We start from the raw sequence: 15,662 nt of genomic DNA on the forward strand, positions 1-15,662 counted from the left end.
GACATCATGATGGGCATATGGCGACACCTCTGCATCGATATGCAACGAATGTTTGCTGAGGATACGCTCTGGCATGTGGAGTGGATGAACCGGGTGCTTCCGCAGGTCGAGGCGGCGGTAGAGTGGTCGCCGGACAAGACAGTATTCACGCGCTTCATGCCGCCGCAGAACGCCGCTCAGGTCGCCGGAGCCTGGAGGAAATACTACCACAAATGGGAGGACATGACGCTGGAGCGAATGGACATCGGGTTGATCGATCTGATCCCTGAGCTTAAACGCTTCGTGCCGCCAGCGATGGTTTTCGATAAGGCGACATACAGTCCCTGGATCGGTGGACGACTACATGAAGATCTAAGTCGCCACGGTGTCGAAACGCTTGTCATATCCGGTGGCGAAACCGATGTCTGTGTAATGGCAACCGTGCTTGGTGCAGTCGATCTCGGCTATAAGGTGGCGATACTGTCTGACGCGGTCTGCAGCGGCGCCGATGACACGCATGACGCCGCTCTCAAGCTTTTGGGAGACCGGTTTTCTATCCAGCTTGAGGTTGTTTCAACGGAGGAGTTCCTCCGCAGTGCGAGCCGGAATGGCTGATCGATTCAATAATGTCAGATCCCTGCATCAGGTCTCTTCTTCCCACGGGTCGAGTTGGCTCGCTTTGCCCTGTTCCTCTTCCCACTCGGCACTCGCCTGCCTCCAATGCTCATGATCTTGTCCATCGGGACGGCCGGCTTGGTCCCAAAGTTCATACGCGCGGCGGGTGATCCATTCTTCTCGATCATTGTTCATCTAATCCTCCCATAACTACGAACCGAACAAGGTCCGGACAAGAGGCCCGGACCTTAAGCCGTTATGCGGCCTGCTTGGCGCCCTTCGGATTCGCCGACGTCTCGCCAAGTTTCGTGAGGAGCTCATCAGTTTCCAGTTCTTCCTGGAGGTTCGCGTCGAGCAGCGCGACCGCCTCCTTGAGGCCGAGCTGCCCAGCCCAGCTCTTCAACGTGCCGTAACGAGCGATTTCGTAGTGTTCCACCGCCTGCGCTGACGAAATCAGGCCGGCATCAAGTGCAACGGAGCCCTTGAATTCGTCGATGATTTCTTCGGCTTCAGAGATGATCCCCTGGATGGCCTCACAGGTCTTGCCGCGTGCAGGCTTACCGATCAGCTCGAACACCTGCTGCAAGCGCTCAATCTGACCTTCGGTCTGCTCCTTGTGCTTCAAGAACGCGGCCTTGCCTTCTTCCGATTGCGACGCACGCGCCATTTTCGGAAGCGCCTTCAGGATCTGCTTCTCGGCGTAGTAGATGTCCTTGAGCGTATCGAGAAACAGGTCGTCCAAAGTCTTCTCTGCCATGGTCATTCTCCTCGTAAAGGGTTTGATCCGCACTGCGCAACTTGCGGTGCCCCGTCACAACGGATTGTCTCCTGCGCGGTTCCTACCGAGAAGCGTTCAAAGACCTCGGTTTGCCCGACCGTACGATGCCGTACAAACCCGGAATCGGTGGCTCCAGTTTGACAGATATGGGGAACTTCCGACGGCACGTTCCGTTACTGATTGCCAACAATCACAGGAGGATAGACCGATGGTCACCATGGTTGGAAACGAGAGCACGTTCGACAAACTGATCAAGGATTTGATCTATCTAGAGTACGATGCGATAGCCGCTTACGAGTCGACGATCGAGCGTCTGGACGACAAGACGTTGAGCGCTCAAGTTGCGTCCTTTCGCGAAGATCACCTGCATCACCTCGCCACTTTGAACGAGATCGCAACGGAAGCGGGGATCGAAGCGCCGATCAAGGGCGACATGAAGCAGATGCTGACCACCGGTAAGATTGCGCTGGCCGATCTGATGGGCGACGGGACGATCCTCAAGGCAATGAGGACCAACGAGGATGACACTGTGACGGCCTATGAGCGGGCATCGCAGCACGAAGACGCGCGCCCGGAGACCAAGGCATTTTTCATGAAAGCGCATCAGGACGAAGTGCGGCATCGCACCTGGTTCGAAACGACGGCCACAGCCCTTTGAAGCTTGCGTGCCAATGACTGGAATGCGACCCACGGACACCGTCTGGAGGTCGGCAAATGAGGAAACACCCCGATGAAAAAGACCCTACTCACTGCTGCACTCGTCATGAGCGCATCCGCCGTTCTTGCCCAGTCGGCCACTGAGTCCACTGGCGTCAACTCCGCACTCGGCGTTGCACCGAAAACGGAAGACTTTATCCTTCAGACGTCGGCCAGCGACGTGTTCGAGATCGAGTCCAGCAAGCTCGCGCTGCAAAAGGGCGACGATGCCACGAAGGCGTTCGCTCAGCAGATGATCACTGATCACGAGAAGACCACCGCAGAGCTTAAGGCGTTGCTAACGAGCGGCAAAGTCCAGGGTAACCCTGTTACGGCGCTGACAGACGATCACAAGGAAGAAGTCGACGATCTCGCCAAGCTCGAGGGCGCAGAGTTCAACGAGGAATATATCGACGATCAGGTCGAAGCTCATGAGGACGCCGTCGATCTCTTCAAGCGCTACGGCGAAGAAGGCGAAAACGCCGACCTGAAGGCTTGGGCCGCCAAGACGCTTCCGGCTCTTGAGCATCACTATAAGATGGCCCAGGATCTCGACAAGTAAGCCATGCTGATTGCCGGGAGGCAGCAGTCGTCTCCCGGCGTGCCAAAGTCAACGTGCGGTAGGAAGGCCATGACTTAGATCGAGACAAGGCTCCGGGCATTGAGACTTCTTGAGGACTTTCGTTTCGCGGGAGGACGATGGGCTCTGGCCGGCTTCGCTATTCGTCGTCTACCAGTCTTTGTTGCCGGCGCACATCGGTCATCGCGTTCTGTTGATTCAAGAGATATAGCTCCACGTCGCCGCCGCAAGCCTCCTTGATCTCGGCGACGGTGAAACCTTCGGATCCGGCGCTCTCTACCAAGACTTTCGCCTGGTCGCGGAAATCGGCCTTGTCGTCATGCAAGCCCGGGGAGCGAATGATTTCCTGTACTCGATCGCCCAGCCCATCAGCGATGCCAGCGATGTTCTTTTCCTTTCTGACAAAGGTCCCAGGCGGATGCTGGGAGGGTCAAGGTGCCAGACATTCATCGCAAATGCCGCAGCCATCTTCGTCCATCATGGAGCGCGGGCGCTGGCGACAACAACAAGCGCAGATGGCCGTCTCGCAGTCAGTGATAGGCTCCGGCGGTAAAATTTCCACATCAGCGTCCAAAAATCCGTCGCTGGCTAAGTCGTCCATCTCGATGCTCTCAAGTCGAGGATTGGGCATCGAAATAGGATGGGATTTGCGACGAACAAGACGCCATCAAACTCGCTCGAAAATTTCTCCGTGAGGCCTTGAACCGAGAAGTCTGAGAAACCAAATCGATCGGCGCCGACGGCCCAATAAGGGGGTCGGTTGACCGAGGGAGCGGATAAACCGCTTCCTTCCATGTTGCTTTATGGAGGATATGGTTATGAGAACTGAACTTGATTTTGCCCCGCTGTACCGCTCGAGCGTCGGCTTCGACCGTGTGTTCAACCTGCTGAGTAATACGCAGCGCCTGAATGCAATCGACACCTGGCCCGCCTATGACATCGTAAAGACCGGTGAAGACGACTATCGCATCACGATGGCTGTGGCCGGCTTCGGCGACGGCGATCTGGATATCACCCAGGAGCGCAATGTCCTTTTCGTCAAAGGCGGCAAAGCCGAAGAGCCCCAGGGCGAATATCTCCACCGCGGCATTGCTGGTCGTTCGTTCGAGCGGAAGTTTGAGCTTGCTGATCACGTCAGGGTGGAAGGTGCCGATCTGCGCCACGGTCTGCTGACGATCGCTCTCAAGCGCGAGGTGCCGGAAGTGATGAAGCCACGCAAGATCGAGATCGGCGTTGCATCGTCTAACGAGCCGCTTCGGTTGGAAACCGACCGTCAGGTTGCCTGAGCAAAGACCTGGCAGTCGGCGAGGGCATTCGCTTGATAGCCCTCAGGTCGTGACCGGGTCACGTTCGACCAAAAGGTCTTGGATCAACCACAGTACGGCCGGCCTCATCGGGGCCGGCTCCCCAACATATGCAGAGCAAAGAAGGAGGCTCCGATGTTACTCGCTCTGTTCGATAAACCAATCTATGCGCAGCGCCGGTATTTTGTGCAGGAAATCACTGGTCTGGATGACGTGTTCGATTTTCTCGACGAGTGGCCACACGAGAGGCGCAACCTCGCCTATGAGACCCTTATCCGCTACTGTCGCGAGGCGGCAAACGGTCGCTGGCCCATCGACGCGGTTCGCGAAAACTTTCGTGTGTTTCTGAAGCAGAATGACAAACTTGCCGAACTCGAAGATGTCCCACGGCATCTCCTGCGTGACACTGGCGCCAAGATCGGCGGAATGTAGGTTGCCGGCTTAGCTTACTGGTGCCGGTACTAAACCGGCACCTTGATTATCATCCTCTAAAGCACACCTAACGCGGTGAAGCTCTTATCTTTGGAGGAAAGATGGTAGCGGAACCCTACACGGCCGACGATCCTGAAACCCGCTTGGCGCTTTTCGACTTTGCCTTCGAGAACGCGCCTATAGGGATTGCCCTGGTCGATCTTGAGGGCCGCATCATTCGCGGCAACGCCGCCTTTGCTAAGCTGCTGGCGCTTCCTCTCCACAAGGTGGTTGGAACCCATTTCAAGGATTTCACCCACCCGGACGATATCGAAGCGGACCTGATTTTGTTCCAGCAGGTATTGGAGGGAAGGCGGGACGGATACACGATCGAAAAGCGTTACCTGCGGCCGTTCGGAGATATCGTGAACGTCTTGATCCACATCGCTGCGATGCGCGATCGTCAGGGCAAGGTCGTACGCTTCATATCGCAAATCGAGGACATCACCCGCAACAAGGACCACGAGCGTCAGCTCGCCGAGCGTGCGGCGCAGCTTGAGCTGGCGCTTGAAGCGGTCAGAGGCGGCTTCTGGCAAATGGATATTTTGACAGGCAAGTTTGAGACGTCGGATCGACTGGCGCAGTTCATCGGTGGGCCGACGGCGGCGCGGCTCGACCTTGAGCGCTACGTCAATAGGGTCAACGTGAACGATGGCGCCCAGGCCGATCTGACCCCGCTGATCGCCGGAAAGCTCGATCAGAATGTCGCAGAGTATCGTCTCGATACCGTTCATGGTGAACGCTGGATGCGGTGTGATCGGCGGCTTTTACGTGACAGCGGGGGTCGGCCGGTCAAAATCGTCGGCATGGCAATCGACTTTACCGAAGAGCGGCGCCGGATCGAGATACTGGAAGAGACAGCGCGCTCGGATGCCCTGACCGGGCTCTTGAACCGCCGTGGACTGTCGATCGAATACGCCACTCTACAATCTGCGGATGGCTTTGCCATTCTCGCGCTCGACCAGTGACTAAGAGTGCGGACGGCTTATACCCGTTGGAACTGTGTAACATGATTTCCTCCAATACCCCTCCGCGCGATAGCGCGAAGGGGGTGAGCTTTGGTCTTTACTGCTTAGGCGCGGACTCCACGCCTTCAAACGCGGTGGCCTCTTCCAACTGCTGGCGCGTGACATTCAGTACGATGCGTTCCGGCAAGCCATCCTCGCCGATCTTAATGTTGTTGTCAGCGCTTGCCCGTTCATCGGCCGCAGGCGCCTGAGACGGCGGTACCGTTGTCCCTCCTGGAGCCGGCGTGGTTGCGGGCGGGGTGCCTGCCGTATTTCCATTTGTTGTTGAGGCGGGGGTCTCTGATGGTGCGGTAGTGCTCGCCGCATCCGCCTCCTGCTGGTTAGCACCCGGGCCGAGCTGAAGCGCGCTCATATCGACCGCAACGTTCTTTTCGCCGATACCGAGAAAACCACCGACCCCGATGATAACAGCATTGATGCTGCCGTCTTGGCTGACCAGGACATCGTTGATCTCACCAATGCTCTCGGTCTCCGCTCCATAAACGGCCTTGCCTTCGAGGTCGGTCACCCGCCATGCGCCCATTTCTGGCACGGTAATAAACGGCCCTGCCGTTTCGGCGCTCTGGTCACTGGCCATGTCCATCGGCTTCTGATCGGACATGGCGTTGGGGGCTTTGTTCTGATTGGTAGCAGCAGGAGCTTCGGTCGTGGGCGCCGGTGTCGTCGCACTTGTCTGTGCAAGGACGGTGGCCGGAATGGCGGCGGAGAGAATGATGGCGGAAAGGGTAAGCTTTTTCATATGGATGCCTCCAGGTTCGTTGTTGGTTACGAATGGGCAACAGCACTGAAGCGGCATCGTTCCAACATTTTCGGCACAACTCATTGTGACCGAATTGTGTCCAAAATGGATAGCGCGTCAATGGCACAATATATCACGGCATGATATTAATGCACGATTGGGAGGAGGCTCGGATGATCGGTTTCTCGACAAGCTCGACGCGGCTGACTGTAGCGGTGAGAATGACCGCCCAGGCGCTCGATGATGCTTATGGATGGCTCGTTCTTTGGCTGCCACTTGTGCCGGTCATCCTGATCAGCGGCGCAGTTGTCGTTGCAGGCTTCGATGCCTCGTCCAGTTCATTCGGCCTACGCTTTCTGGCCGGGCTGGTGGTCACCGGAAATTGCTTCGTCGTCACAATCGGTGGGTTCTTCAGCACTCTGTTTTTCGCGGGTTTGACGTGGAAGCTATCCAGCATATCCACGACAGCTCGCGAGCTACCGTTCGAGCCGCAACGCGAGATCGGGGCGCTGTTCTGGGTCACTGGACTGATTTTGACAGTGTTATGGGCCGTGCCGTTTGCGTTCATCGTCAATCAGATGGCAATGTTCATCCGCGGTATATGATAAGCAAACGAGAAGCTGCCGTTCTCGTGGCTAGGCGAGTTCGCGAAGGTCGCCGAGCTTGCCGAGTGACTCCACCAACAGCGCCTGATTTTCCAGGAGACCCTTCACATGAATCCGTGCCAAGTCCTGCAGCAGGCGTCGGCCATCCGGCGTCAGCTCGATAAGGATGCTGCGCTTGTCGGTTCGGGATGGCTTGCGTTCGACAAGGCCAGCGGCGGCGAGACGGTCGACCAGTTGGACCGCCCCGTGGGCGCGCATCAGCATCTGTTCCGAAAGCTCGCGCATTCTGATCTGCCCGCCAGGCGCCGTCCTGATGACCAGCATTGCCTGGTATTGCTGTGAGGTGACGTCGGCCTGTTCGAGTGCTGCGCCGCTAAGCGACAAAAATCGGCGCATGACAAGACGAAACCCGGCAAGTCCGTCGTAAAGGGCTGACGGCAGATCTGTTTCCTTGATCAACTCTTCTTCCACCGCCATCAAATAACCTTTCAATATGTCATGTCGTGATATATTATTCTCCAGTCCGCACTGGGAGGACTGTTCGCGTGCGCGTGGCGAACGGGCTGGACATAAGCCACAAGGCTGAACGTCGCTGCAGCGCGCGCGAACATTAAGCCTTCATCTTGGCGATATAAAGAGGGAACAAATTCGCCGCGATGAGAGAGCGTATATCATCAAAATACGAAGACGCCGTCATCCAGGCGGCACATGCGGGTGTGTCGGTCGATGAAATGGCCTGAAGGCTTGGACTGTCTGCCGCGGAGTTCTCGCGATACACCGGACTTGGAATTATCAAAATCAGGGTGGCTGAAGCGACAGGCGATAACGGCGTCTCGAAGGTCGTCGTCCAGCTTGACAATAAAGTGCTGATCGCCGTTTGTCCGCCCGGCCCTGCTTCCGTCGAATACGAAATCCGATTTTTGCGAGGCAAGCGTTCTTCCGAACGAGTGACAGGCCACTGAACGGCGGTGATCTCGGATACAAGACCTCAACGGGTTCGGATTGTTTTGTTCCCGCCATCATCTATCTCCCATGAAAAGGAGATAGATGCATGAGCTCGAAACTGATTTGGCAGATCTCGCTGCTTGCCCGCCAGATCTGGTTCCGGGCCACTCTGTTTTGCATCGCCGCGATCGCAACAGCCCTTATGGCAATCCTTATCTCTCCCTACCTTCCGGCAAATCTATCGACCCGGATCGGAGCAGATTCGGTTGACCGCATCCTCGGGATCATCGCGTCGAGCATGCTGACAGTCACGACATTTTCGCTCAGCACCATGGTGTCGGCGTTCTCTGCGGCAACCAGCAATGTGACTCCGAGAGCAACACGCCTCGTCATGGAAGACAGCACAACGCAGAATGTTTTGGCGACCTTCATAGGCTCGTTCCTGTTCAGCCTGGTCGGTATTATCGCGCTGACTACGGGCGCCTACGGCGAGCAGGGCAGGGTCGTGCTGTTTATCGTAACGATCGGTGTGATCGCTCTGATCGTCGTCACATTACTTCGCTGGATCGACCATCTGTCTCGGCTCGGCCGCGTAACAGAGACAACAAGACGCGTTGAGCAGGCAACGATTAACGCAATCGAGAAATGGCAAGCAGCGCCCAATCTGGGAGGCAAAGCGTTACCCAAGGATACTGCGCCGCCAAAGGACAGCGGGAAACTGGTCCAGAGTGACAAGGTCGGATATGTCCAGCGTGTCGACAGCGATGCCTTGGCAGCCATAGCTGACGACATCGGCATGGACATTTTCGTCTCTGCTATACCGGGAACGGTTGTCGGACCGGGTCGTACGGTCGCTTGGACAGCCAAGGTCATCGACGACCAGGTTCGTGCGAAAATCCTGGGATGTTTCGCGATCGACGATACGAGGTCGTTCGACCAGGATCCTCGCTTCGGAGCTTCCGTTCTGACAGAAATCGCGTCACGTGCGCTTTCACCAGCCGTCAATGATCCAGGGACCGCGATCGATGTTCTGTCCCGAACCCTTCGTATTCTTGTCACGTGGCGAGATGCGGCCGCCCGGCGAGAAGCCAAGGTGCCTTATCCCGCGCTCCATGTCACGAGCATCGATGTTTCGGACCTCTTCGATGATCTATACACGCCGATTGCGAGAGACGGCGCAGGCCTCGTCGAGGTGGGGCTGCGCCTGCAGAAAACGCTAGCTCTCGCTGCAGATCTCGGTGTTGAATATCGGCGACACGCCCGACGGCATTCTCAGGAAGCGCTCGATCGGGCAGACAAGGCACTACACGTTGATGCAGATCGCAAACGGTTGAAAGATGCGTCGCTGTTGGCCAAGTAGTTCGATCGGTTGGCATTTAGCGTGCCGAGGATGCCTGTTAGATGGCGTCCGATTGCCAATGGTAAGCGATCTCAACGGCTTGGGCGCCGCCTTCGCAGGTATTTATGGTTCACATCCCATCAAGGCGAACGCGACAACGGCACCGCGCACGCGGGCCGTGAGATAAAGCGCAATGTGTCGAGCCATTATTTCCGCCACTTGCGCCTGTTGGAAACCGATAATACGGGTTCTGAACCGGAGGAGACCGCTGTGATGCCTGCTTGCCCTGCTTTAGGTCGCGCTGTGTGGTTGCACTCAGGATACTGCGTGCAGCCTAGAAAGCGGTCTCCGTTCTTGCTCTCTCTTTCGACAAGATGGCCTACATGACAGGTCGGACATTGAGGCAGCGCCGCGCCATCGATCGTCTCCAGCCGGAAGTTGCTGCCAGCGATGTTCGCCAGCTCGTGGATGTATCGTGATGGCTGCCGGCCATTCATCAGCAGGAAGACACCTCGGCTTGCCCGCGTCAAAGCGACGTAAAACAGGCGCCGCTCCTCGGCGTATTCGAAGGTCTCCGGTTGCGGCATCACGAGGTTTAGAAGCTCGTCATCTTCAATTCGGCTGGGAACGCCGTAGTCGCCCTCGCTGACATCCAGCAGGATCGTGTAATCCGCCTCCAGCCCCTTGGCGCGATGGAATGACAAGCCCGACACTTCGATGTTCTCGAACACGGGAAGGCCACCGGCGAATGGATCAAGCAGGTTATACCGCCAGAGCACCATGACTTTCAGCTTGGTAGGACTGCTCGTGCGCCATTGGCTTGCTATTCCGCCGAGGAACCGGTCGAGCCGTTCCAGGAGCCGCAGGCTTGCCTGACTGAAGTCGGGCTTGCCTTGCTCTCCGGTTATCGGAATGGCCCTGATGGACCGCGCGATTGCCGGCCTGACCGAGCGAACTGCCTTTCGCAACTGAGCGGGGTTCCGCTGTATGAAGTTTGCAGCAGCATCGGCGATCACCTGATTGCATCGGTAGGTCGTCTCAAGCCGGCCCTGCCAGCTTGCGCCGAAATTCGCCTCGAATTGCGTGAATATGCTGATGTCGGAGCCGGCGAAGCGATATATAGATTGCCAGTCGTCTCCGACCGCAAAGATCTTCGAGAATGGCTTCTGGTGCTTCAGTGCCTTGATCAGATTGGCGCGCGAATCCGAGATGTCCTGGAATTCATCGAGGAGGAGGAGGGAGTAGGGGCTCTTATAACGGGCCTCCTCCACCAGACGGGTGGCGTTGGCGATCATGGCATCAAAGTCGATGCGTTTGTCATCTATGAGTTTTTTCGAATAGGCTTCGGTAATCTTCCAGATTGCCTGCGCAAACGCCTTGGCACGCTTCTTGTCGTGCAGGGAGTTTGCGCGCTCCAGGAGCATTTCCAATGTCAGATCGCCAGCACGGATATGCTTGATGCAGACGGCAATCAGCTTCAGAAAGTGTTCGATGACGACCGGTTCGACCTCCTTCAGGATTTCCTGAAGGCTTCGTTGTTGGAACTGAATTTTTCGTTTTGAAAGCTCGGTCTCGAGTTGAAGGAGAAGCGTCCCGTCGTTAGCCTGAGCTGATTTCGTGGCGAATGCGTCCAGTTTTGTACGGCTGTAGGCCGCCATCTTGCTATCGGCATGTTCCACATAGTTGGCAAATGGCGAGGACCCGCCGCTATCGATAGCAAGGTGTTCATGGATGGTTTTGCTTGCCGGATAATAGAAGTCGGGATGCACGTGCCTAGTCGTCCCGTCTTCGTCTTCCGTGGCGATTTGGCGCTCATACTCAAACTCGACTGTATTGAGCCATAGCCAGTTTGCTATGGTCTGCTCCTGCAGTGATTTGACATACACTCCGCTGAGTGTGCCAATCGACACATCACGACCCCGACGGCGTGCTGAGATATAGCGGTGATAGTCCGCATCGCTATCAAAGACTGACGCTGGAATGTCGGCTTGCGGGTAGAGCACCAGAAGCTCAATCCAGACCTTGGCAAAGCCCGCGTCCAATTGCATCAAGTCTTCGATGATCTTGGCGATGACCCTTGCTTCGCCAGCAGGATGGTCCACCCAATTCGCCAATTGCGGTGGCTTGGCCTCTACCAGTTCGATGATACCCCGACCGAGAGCGTGGAACGTTGTGACCTTGCACTGCAGGTTCGCTGGCTGGACGCCAAGCTGACGTGCAATTCGCTCCTTTAGCTCTTCAGCGGCGGTCCTGTTATAGGCGAGAACGAGGATTTCCTCTGGCTGATACAGTCCCTTGTCCAGCACATAGGCAACCTTGCCGACCATCGTCGCCGACTTGCCTGATCCTGCGGACGCGATTAGGAGATTGCTGTCCTCAAGCCGAATACAGGATTCCCTCTTTTGGTCCGACAACGATCGGTTATCGAGATGGTCGAAGAATGGGGCGTACCTGGTGAGCTCGGCCGCAACAAATTCATTATTATACCGATGGCGCCGGTCGGGGTCGGTCAGGAAAGACAGGGACCGTGGAAGATTGGGTTCCATGGCCTCGGTTATGCCATCGGCGTCAAACAAGGGGTGGGAAAGCGCTGCGGCAGCCAGGCCTGAAACACTCGCGATGGCTTGCGCCAGATCCGCCTGTGCCAGGTATTGTCGCTTTCCCTCGATCAACGGCTCGAGTTTCGCATCGACCACTTTCAAGGCCTCCTGATCCGATCCGATCAGTTCGAGCAGGTAGCGATTGACGAACCTGTGGAGGTCGTTCGCGAGCCGGTTCGCAGCGTCTTCGCCCAGGCACGACAGAGTTTCGACATGACTGCGCATGCGAACTTCGACCGTGTGCCAAAGCAGCGCTTTTTTGATCTTGATGTCGGTAATGTCCAGACAGCAAAGCTCTGCCCGCGTTCCCATGAAGAGCTCGACGGAGCTAGCGGTCGCCGTCGGTAGCCGGAGCTTCCATCTGCCGGAAGGAAGCAGACGGGCGAAAAGGCCGGGCCGATAGGTGGTGTAGCGATTGAAAATCACGGGTCGGCCATCGCGTGAATTGTCATCTCAGTTGGCTTCCCCGGACCATGAACGCTTTCTTCAGCCGCCGGCATTGGCCTTGTCTGGGATTTTCGCGCATCGAGCGAGGAGTTCGTCGAAGGTCTCGGCCTCATCGAGAAGAAGACCGTCTTCCAGCATCCGGGCGTAGTCCTGATCGAGAGCCGTCCTTCCTTCGCCGGAAGGTGTAAGTTGCAACCCACCGCCCACAGCGACTTCATAGTTGATCGGCGTTCTGTCCGCGGCTTTCTCGGCGAAAAACATTGACTTGTGCTGCGCCACCGAATTGGCCAAGTCTCGATCGGCGATTGCGCTGTCGGCGATGCCGATATCGTCAAGACGAACGATATCGTGCCAGTGGCGTGAAAAGCGCTCTCCGCGGAGCCGCTCCTGCAGGCAAAAGACGTGGATTGCCGTCGCCTTTTCCCAGAATGTGCGTTCGGCGTGCATGACCCGCGGTTTCGCGGTGGGAAACTCGATGCCATCCACAAGGCTCGCAGCATCGCAGGAAATGTCTCGAACGCTCGCAGGTTCTCCCGTCGATCGTGCCCCAAACTCCAGCATGACGCTCGGAGCGACGTAGCCGGATCCTCCGGCAACTGCTTCATAGTCGATGAAGAGCTTGTCGGCGTCGACACGGATGGTGGCCGGAAGCGACTGGGCGCTGATCGCATCGACAATGAGCGGGCTCACGGTTTCCGATACCCAATTCGGCAAGCGCTTGCGGACCTCGCTCGACCAGCGCCTTTCCTCGCTTCTTGTTTTCGGCAGTGCCTCCTCGTTCTCGCCCACCAGATCATGAGCGAGTTCGCGGATATCGTAGGTCAGGTCGACATCTTCCGAAAACCTGCGGATGGCGTTGTAGGCTTTCGAGAGCGACGTGCCCCCTTTGAAAACGAGGTGGTCACCGAGCGCCGTTCCATAAAGGGTTTGAAGCGCCCAGACGACCCAGACGTCCTTTTCCAGAAGATGGATCGGCCGCCCGGTCTTCTCCGCGGCGATCGCAAGAACATCTCTCCGATCGTCCCGGGACAGCTGCAAAAACTGTTCAGCCATAAGCGGCCTTTCCTACACTGCGGGCAAGCCAGCTGGGAAACTGAGGGGCGGCGGCAACGAGTTCGCCGAACGCTTCGGCGGAAAGCTTCCGCTTGATGCTCGGAAGTGCTTCCTCGGCCTTTTCCGGACCGAGCCATGCCAGCGCGCGGACTGCCAGGCCGGCAGGCTTGTTCGCCAAGGCGAGCTGCCAGCGCGGCACGTGCTTCAGTTCGACCGTTTGGCTACCGACAGTCATGGTTCGGCTGCGGCCGGATGTGAGATAGATCGACCGGATCGGCACCTGAGTGGACAGGCCCAGCGAGTTTGCAGCTGCAGCACCATTAGAAACGATCACCTCGCCGCGCTGGTGCGCAACCGCTTCGACGGCCTGCTCGACCGTCGGCGGCCGGCTTCCGAAACGGCTCTTGATTGCCTTGAGGTAGATCCCCCGACCGGCCCGGACGAGCTCGCCCCGTTCATAGAGACGCGACAATGCCTGGTCTACCGCGGCACGGTTTCCCAAATGCAGGAAGGCCTTCGCGGACAGCGCCGTTCCTTCCGGCAGCTGTTCGGCATGAGCCATGATCTGTGTTGTCAGTCGCTGCATGGCAGTTCTCCTGTCAGAAATATACGCAATTTTCTGACAGTTTGCAATGAATGCTTTTTCTGCCTGGATGATGTTTCTGCACTCCAGATCTTCAGCCAATGGCTGCGGCGGTTTCTCAGCAGGGTCGGATGTACGGCATTGGTCATGCTTTGAACCCTGGTATTGAAGCGGCTTCAATTTCTGAAGCGGAAAGGTCGGACTGTCGGATCAAAGGTTCTTAAACGCCAAAAAACACAGCATGCGTCTAAAAATCTCGCCTTCAGTTGACAGAAACCATCCTCATATAGGAACCGGTTGTCGTCGGTTATCCAGACGAAAACCGGAGCATTTGATGGGGGCAGACTTGTACGTATCGCCGTGGACAATCTTCGCTGGCCTGGGAGCGCTTGGAAGGCGCGAACTCTGCAATCTTATTGCTAATTTCGAGGTCACGACGTTGCTGTCGATGTCGATCGACAGGGTGAGCGATGTTGTCGCTCGATTTCAGAAAGACGGCCGCGACGGTGAGATGAATGCTTTCGCTCGGCGGTTAAAAGACGCGGCGGACAATTTGTTCGATTCCCCCATCGTTGAACGGGGACTGCGCATCCGTCTCTGGGTCAGGATGTCTGAAGCTCTCGATCTGGACCCGGTATTTCCGCTGTCCACGAGGAGAGCTAACTCGATAGGTGCAAGTGCCGCATTCAAAGCGGCAGCCATCATGGCAACTCCGGTGGATGACGAAGCCGCAGGTAGCCAGACGAAGTTCCGGAAAGCCTGGCAAACGGTGAAGTCCATTGGTGGCCGCAAGCATCAGGACTTCGCTCTCCTCGTCGCGGCACAGGCAGAGCTCGTCGCCAAGGCGATGGCGGAAGCGGTTGGGTCTGGCGAGCTCTCTGAACAACAGAAACGCGAACTTGACCAACGCATCCGCGAACATATCAGAAGCCTGCCGCCCGCACTGCGGGATGAGGCGATGCGCAATGCATTAGCCTCCGGCGACAAGGCAGCCTTGGCGCTGTTGGCCACGGGAACCACAGCCTTCTCAATTGGAGTCGGAGTAAACTTAGCGGGGTTCAGCGCATACATCCTCGCTGCACAGGCTTCCGCATTCATTCCCTTCATGAGTGGGCCTGCAGTCGTGTCGACGCTTTTCATTCTCGCCAACCCGCTGTTCAGTATTCCGGCCGTTGCCGGTATCGGCTATCTCGCGAACCGTCATGTCAACGGAGGTCAAGCCGCCAGACTGGCTGCAATTTCTGCAGTTCAGTTGGCGTTACGTGGCCTGACCGCCGAACGGGCAGGATTGGCGGTGGTGCTGAATGATTTCAGGCACGCGACTGAGGTAGATTTTGCTTCACTCTCGACGGGGCTCCGAGCCGAAGCTTTGTCCCGCTCCGCAGCAGTCGCCAGCACAACGGGCAGGCGGCTGCCTTCTGCGATGGGTGATCTAAAAGAGAGGATAGATACTTCGGTCCGCAGGAGCGCTCTGCTGGACGGAGTATTATCAAGGCAGCGTGGAGATGCAGCGGAGGTGGCAACAGTTGCCGGACTTACGGCCGGCGACATGCTCTACAATGCTGTGTCAATCGATCCAATGGTGCTCGCCGCCGCAGATTTCTCGCGGTCGGAAGACATCGGTGACATCTTCCAGTTTGGTGCGTTCGCCGAGCGTATCGGCTCTATGGCTTCGGCCTCTGCGGTCGGGGCGGCCAGCAATCTTCGAGGGTATGTTTCCGAGCAACTGGTCGCGGCACGCCTGACAGAGATAGGCCATGTCGTCAGCTTCCCTGAGACGTCGAACAATGCCGGCTTCGATCTCCTCGTTGACGGTGTGCACTGTCAACGCCGGAGCAAATTAAGGCCAGGCGGCGGAGTAAAACCAGGCCACTATCGGCGCACGCATGAGACCTCCGGG

The 15,662-nt window shown here is 57.2% G+C and carries 17 protein-coding genes and 1 pseudogene; 9 read left to right on the forward strand and 9 right to left on the reverse strand.

The window, feature by feature from the left end; all coding sequences use genetic code 11:
• The first annotated feature begins 6 nt into the window (after positions 1 to 6).
• Entirely contained in the window at positions 7 to 594 is a 588-nt protein-coding gene (locus GAO09_RS11345; protein WP_153354118.1) for a cysteine hydrolase family protein, read from the forward strand.
• Positions 595 to 621: 27 nt separating this feature from the next.
• Here GAO09_RS11345 and GAO09_RS11350 read toward each other — a convergent pair whose 3' ends face one another.
• Together GAO09_RS11350 and GAO09_RS11355 are read right to left on the reverse strand one after the other, a co-directional pair.
• A complete protein-coding gene (locus GAO09_RS11350) occupies positions 622 to 789 on the reverse strand; it encodes a DUF2934 domain-containing protein (protein WP_153354119.1) in 168 nt (55 codons plus the stop codon).
• A gap of 61 nt (positions 790 to 850) precedes the next feature.
• Positions 851 to 1,351, reverse strand: a complete 501-nt coding sequence (locus GAO09_RS11355) for a YciE/YciF ferroxidase family protein (RefSeq protein WP_153354120.1) — start codon at positions 1,349 to 1,351, stop codon at positions 851 to 853.
• Between the two features lie 229 nt (positions 1,352 to 1,580).
• Between GAO09_RS11355 and GAO09_RS11360 the strand changes: the two genes are divergently transcribed.
• The gene (locus tag GAO09_RS11360) at positions 1,581 to 2,030 is read left to right on the forward strand and encodes a DUF2383 domain-containing protein (protein WP_153354121.1); all 450 of its coding nucleotides are present in this window, start codon (positions 1,581 to 1,583) and stop codon (positions 2,028 to 2,030) included.
• A 72-nt stretch (positions 2,031 to 2,102) separates the two neighbouring features.
• Positions 2,103 to 2,630, forward strand: a complete 528-nt coding sequence (locus GAO09_RS11365; RefSeq protein ID WP_153354122.1) for a DUF4142 domain-containing protein — start codon at positions 2,103 to 2,105, stop codon at positions 2,628 to 2,630.
• A gap of 157 nt (positions 2,631 to 2,787) precedes the next feature.
• On the opposite strand, the gene GAO09_RS11370 is transcribed toward GAO09_RS11365, so the two are convergent.
• Positions 2,788 to 2,973 carry a hypothetical protein gene (locus GAO09_RS11370; protein WP_153354123.1) on the reverse strand — a complete coding sequence of 62 codons (186 nt, stop codon included), beginning with the start codon at positions 2,971 to 2,973 and terminating at the stop codon, positions 2,788 to 2,790.
• Between the two features lie 493 nt (positions 2,974 to 3,466).
• On the opposite strand from GAO09_RS11370, the gene GAO09_RS11375 reads away from it, so the two are divergent.
• The 3 genes from GAO09_RS11375 to GAO09_RS11385 all read left to right on the forward strand — a co-directional run bounded on the left by GAO09_RS11375 (position 3,467) and on the right by GAO09_RS11385 (position 5,391).
• Positions 3,467 to 3,934, forward strand: a complete 468-nt coding sequence (locus GAO09_RS11375; protein ID WP_153354124.1) for an Hsp20 family protein — start codon at positions 3,467 to 3,469, stop codon at positions 3,932 to 3,934.
• A gap of 153 nt (positions 3,935 to 4,087) precedes the next feature.
• A complete protein-coding gene (locus tag GAO09_RS11380; RefSeq protein ID WP_153354125.1) occupies positions 4,088 to 4,384 on the forward strand; it encodes a DUF982 domain-containing protein in 297 nt (98 codons plus the stop codon).
• Between the two features lie 101 nt (positions 4,385 to 4,485).
• On the forward strand, positions 4,486 to 5,391 hold the full coding sequence (locus tag GAO09_RS11385) for a PAS domain S-box protein (protein ID WP_153354126.1): 906 nt from the start codon (positions 4,486 to 4,488) through the stop codon (positions 5,389 to 5,391).
• A gap of 97 nt (positions 5,392 to 5,488) precedes the next feature.
• Here GAO09_RS11385 and GAO09_RS11390 read toward each other — a convergent pair whose 3' ends face one another.
• On the reverse strand, positions 5,489 to 6,190 hold the full coding sequence (locus tag GAO09_RS11390; protein WP_153354127.1) for a PRC-barrel domain-containing protein: 702 nt from the start codon (positions 6,188 to 6,190) through the stop codon (positions 5,489 to 5,491).
• 173 nt (positions 6,191 to 6,363) lie between these two features.
• On the opposite strand from GAO09_RS11390, the gene GAO09_RS11395 reads away from it, so the two are divergent.
• Entirely contained in the window at positions 6,364 to 6,795 is a 432-nt protein-coding gene (locus GAO09_RS11395; protein ID WP_153354128.1) for a hypothetical protein, read from the forward strand.
• Between the two features lie 30 nt (positions 6,796 to 6,825).
• Here GAO09_RS11395 and GAO09_RS11400 read toward each other — a convergent pair whose 3' ends face one another.
• Positions 6,826 to 7,272: a MarR family winged helix-turn-helix transcriptional regulator gene (locus tag GAO09_RS11400; RefSeq protein WP_153354129.1), complete on the reverse strand. Its 447-nt coding sequence runs from the start codon at positions 7,270 to 7,272 to the stop codon at positions 6,826 to 6,828.
• Positions 7,273 to 7,405: 133 nt separating this feature from the next.
• Entirely contained in the window at positions 7,406 to 7,726 is a 321-nt protein-coding gene (locus GAO09_RS11405; RefSeq protein ID WP_153354130.1) for a hypothetical protein, read from the reverse strand.
• A gap of 120 nt (positions 7,727 to 7,846) precedes the next feature.
• Between GAO09_RS11405 and GAO09_RS11410 the strand changes: the two genes are divergently transcribed.
• Positions 7,847 to 9,100, forward strand: coding sequence for a DUF2254 domain-containing protein (locus tag GAO09_RS11410; RefSeq protein WP_153354131.1), 1,254 nt, complete (start codon positions 7,847 to 7,849; stop codon positions 9,098 to 9,100).
• A gap of 185 nt (positions 9,101 to 9,285) precedes the next feature.
• Here the strand turns inward: GAO09_RS11410 and GAO09_RS11415 are convergent, their stop codons facing one another.
• From GAO09_RS11415 to GAO09_RS11425, 3 genes are read right to left on the reverse strand one after another with little or no spacing between them, the layout of a single operon-like run.
• Entirely contained in the window at positions 9,286 to 12,105 is a 2,820-nt protein-coding gene (locus GAO09_RS11415) for a UvrD-helicase domain-containing protein (RefSeq protein ID WP_338015068.1), read from the reverse strand.
• Positions 12,106 to 12,165: 60 nt separating this feature from the next.
• Positions 12,166 to 13,179, reverse strand: coding sequence for a nucleotidyl transferase AbiEii/AbiGii toxin family protein (locus GAO09_RS11420; RefSeq protein ID WP_153354132.1), 1,014 nt, complete (start codon positions 13,177 to 13,179; stop codon positions 12,166 to 12,168).
• Complete coding sequence (locus GAO09_RS11425) at positions 13,172 to 13,765, reverse strand: DUF6088 family protein (RefSeq protein WP_153354133.1); 594 nt, start codon at positions 13,763 to 13,765, stop codon at positions 13,172 to 13,174. The genes GAO09_RS11420 and GAO09_RS11425 overlap by 8 nt, the downstream gene beginning before the upstream one ends.
• A 331-nt stretch (positions 13,766 to 14,096) precedes the next feature.
• Here GAO09_RS11425 and GAO09_RS11430 point away from each other — a divergent pair.
• Positions 14,097 to 15,662: pseudogene (locus GAO09_RS11430) on the forward strand (hypothetical protein); the annotation flags it as partial.

Origin of the sequence: Endobacterium cereale, assembly GCF_009617585.1 — a bacterium.
Taxonomy (GTDB): Bacteria; Pseudomonadota; Alphaproteobacteria; order Rhizobiales; family Rhizobiaceae; genus Neorhizobium; species Neorhizobium cereale.

Excerpts from the sequence above, each read along its gene's own strand:
- GAO09_RS11345 (WP_153354118.1), top strand. The coding sequence starts at position 7 with ATGATGGGCATATGGCGACACCTCTGCATCGATATGCAACGAATGTTT.
- GAO09_RS11350 (WP_153354119.1), bottom strand. The coding sequence starts at position 789 with ATGAACAATGATCGAGAAGAATGGATCACCCGCCGCGCGTATGAACTT.
- GAO09_RS11355 (WP_153354120.1), bottom strand. The coding sequence starts at position 1,351 with ATGGCAGAGAAGACTTTGGACGACCTGTTTCTCGATACGCTCAAGGAC.
- GAO09_RS11360 (WP_153354121.1), top strand. The coding sequence starts at position 1,581 with ATGGTCACCATGGTTGGAAACGAGAGCACGTTCGACAAACTGATCAAG.
- GAO09_RS11365 (WP_153354122.1), top strand. The coding sequence starts at position 2,103 with ATGAAAAAGACCCTACTCACTGCTGCACTCGTCATGAGCGCATCCGCC.
- GAO09_RS11375 (WP_153354124.1), top strand. The coding sequence starts at position 3,467 with ATGAGAACTGAACTTGATTTTGCCCCGCTGTACCGCTCGAGCGTCGGC.
- GAO09_RS11380 (WP_153354125.1), top strand. The coding sequence starts at position 4,088 with ATGTTACTCGCTCTGTTCGATAAACCAATCTATGCGCAGCGCCGGTAT.
- GAO09_RS11385 (WP_153354126.1), top strand. The coding sequence starts at position 4,486 with ATGGTAGCGGAACCCTACACGGCCGACGATCCTGAAACCCGCTTGGCG.
- GAO09_RS11390 (WP_153354127.1), bottom strand. The coding sequence starts at position 6,190 with ATGAAAAAGCTTACCCTTTCCGCCATCATTCTCTCCGCCGCCATTCCG.
- GAO09_RS11395 (WP_153354128.1), top strand. The coding sequence starts at position 6,364 with ATGATCGGTTTCTCGACAAGCTCGACGCGGCTGACTGTAGCGGTGAGA.
- GAO09_RS11400 (WP_153354129.1), bottom strand. The coding sequence starts at position 7,272 with ATGGCGGTGGAAGAAGAGTTGATCAAGGAAACAGATCTGCCGTCAGCC.
- GAO09_RS11410 (WP_153354131.1), top strand. The coding sequence starts at position 7,847 with ATGAGCTCGAAACTGATTTGGCAGATCTCGCTGCTTGCCCGCCAGATC.
- GAO09_RS11420 (WP_153354132.1), bottom strand. The coding sequence starts at position 13,179 with ATGGCTGAACAGTTTTTGCAGCTGTCCCGGGACGATCGGAGAGATGTT.
- GAO09_RS11425 (WP_153354133.1), bottom strand. The coding sequence starts at position 13,765 with ATGCAGCGACTGACAACACAGATCATGGCTCATGCCGAACAGCTGCCG.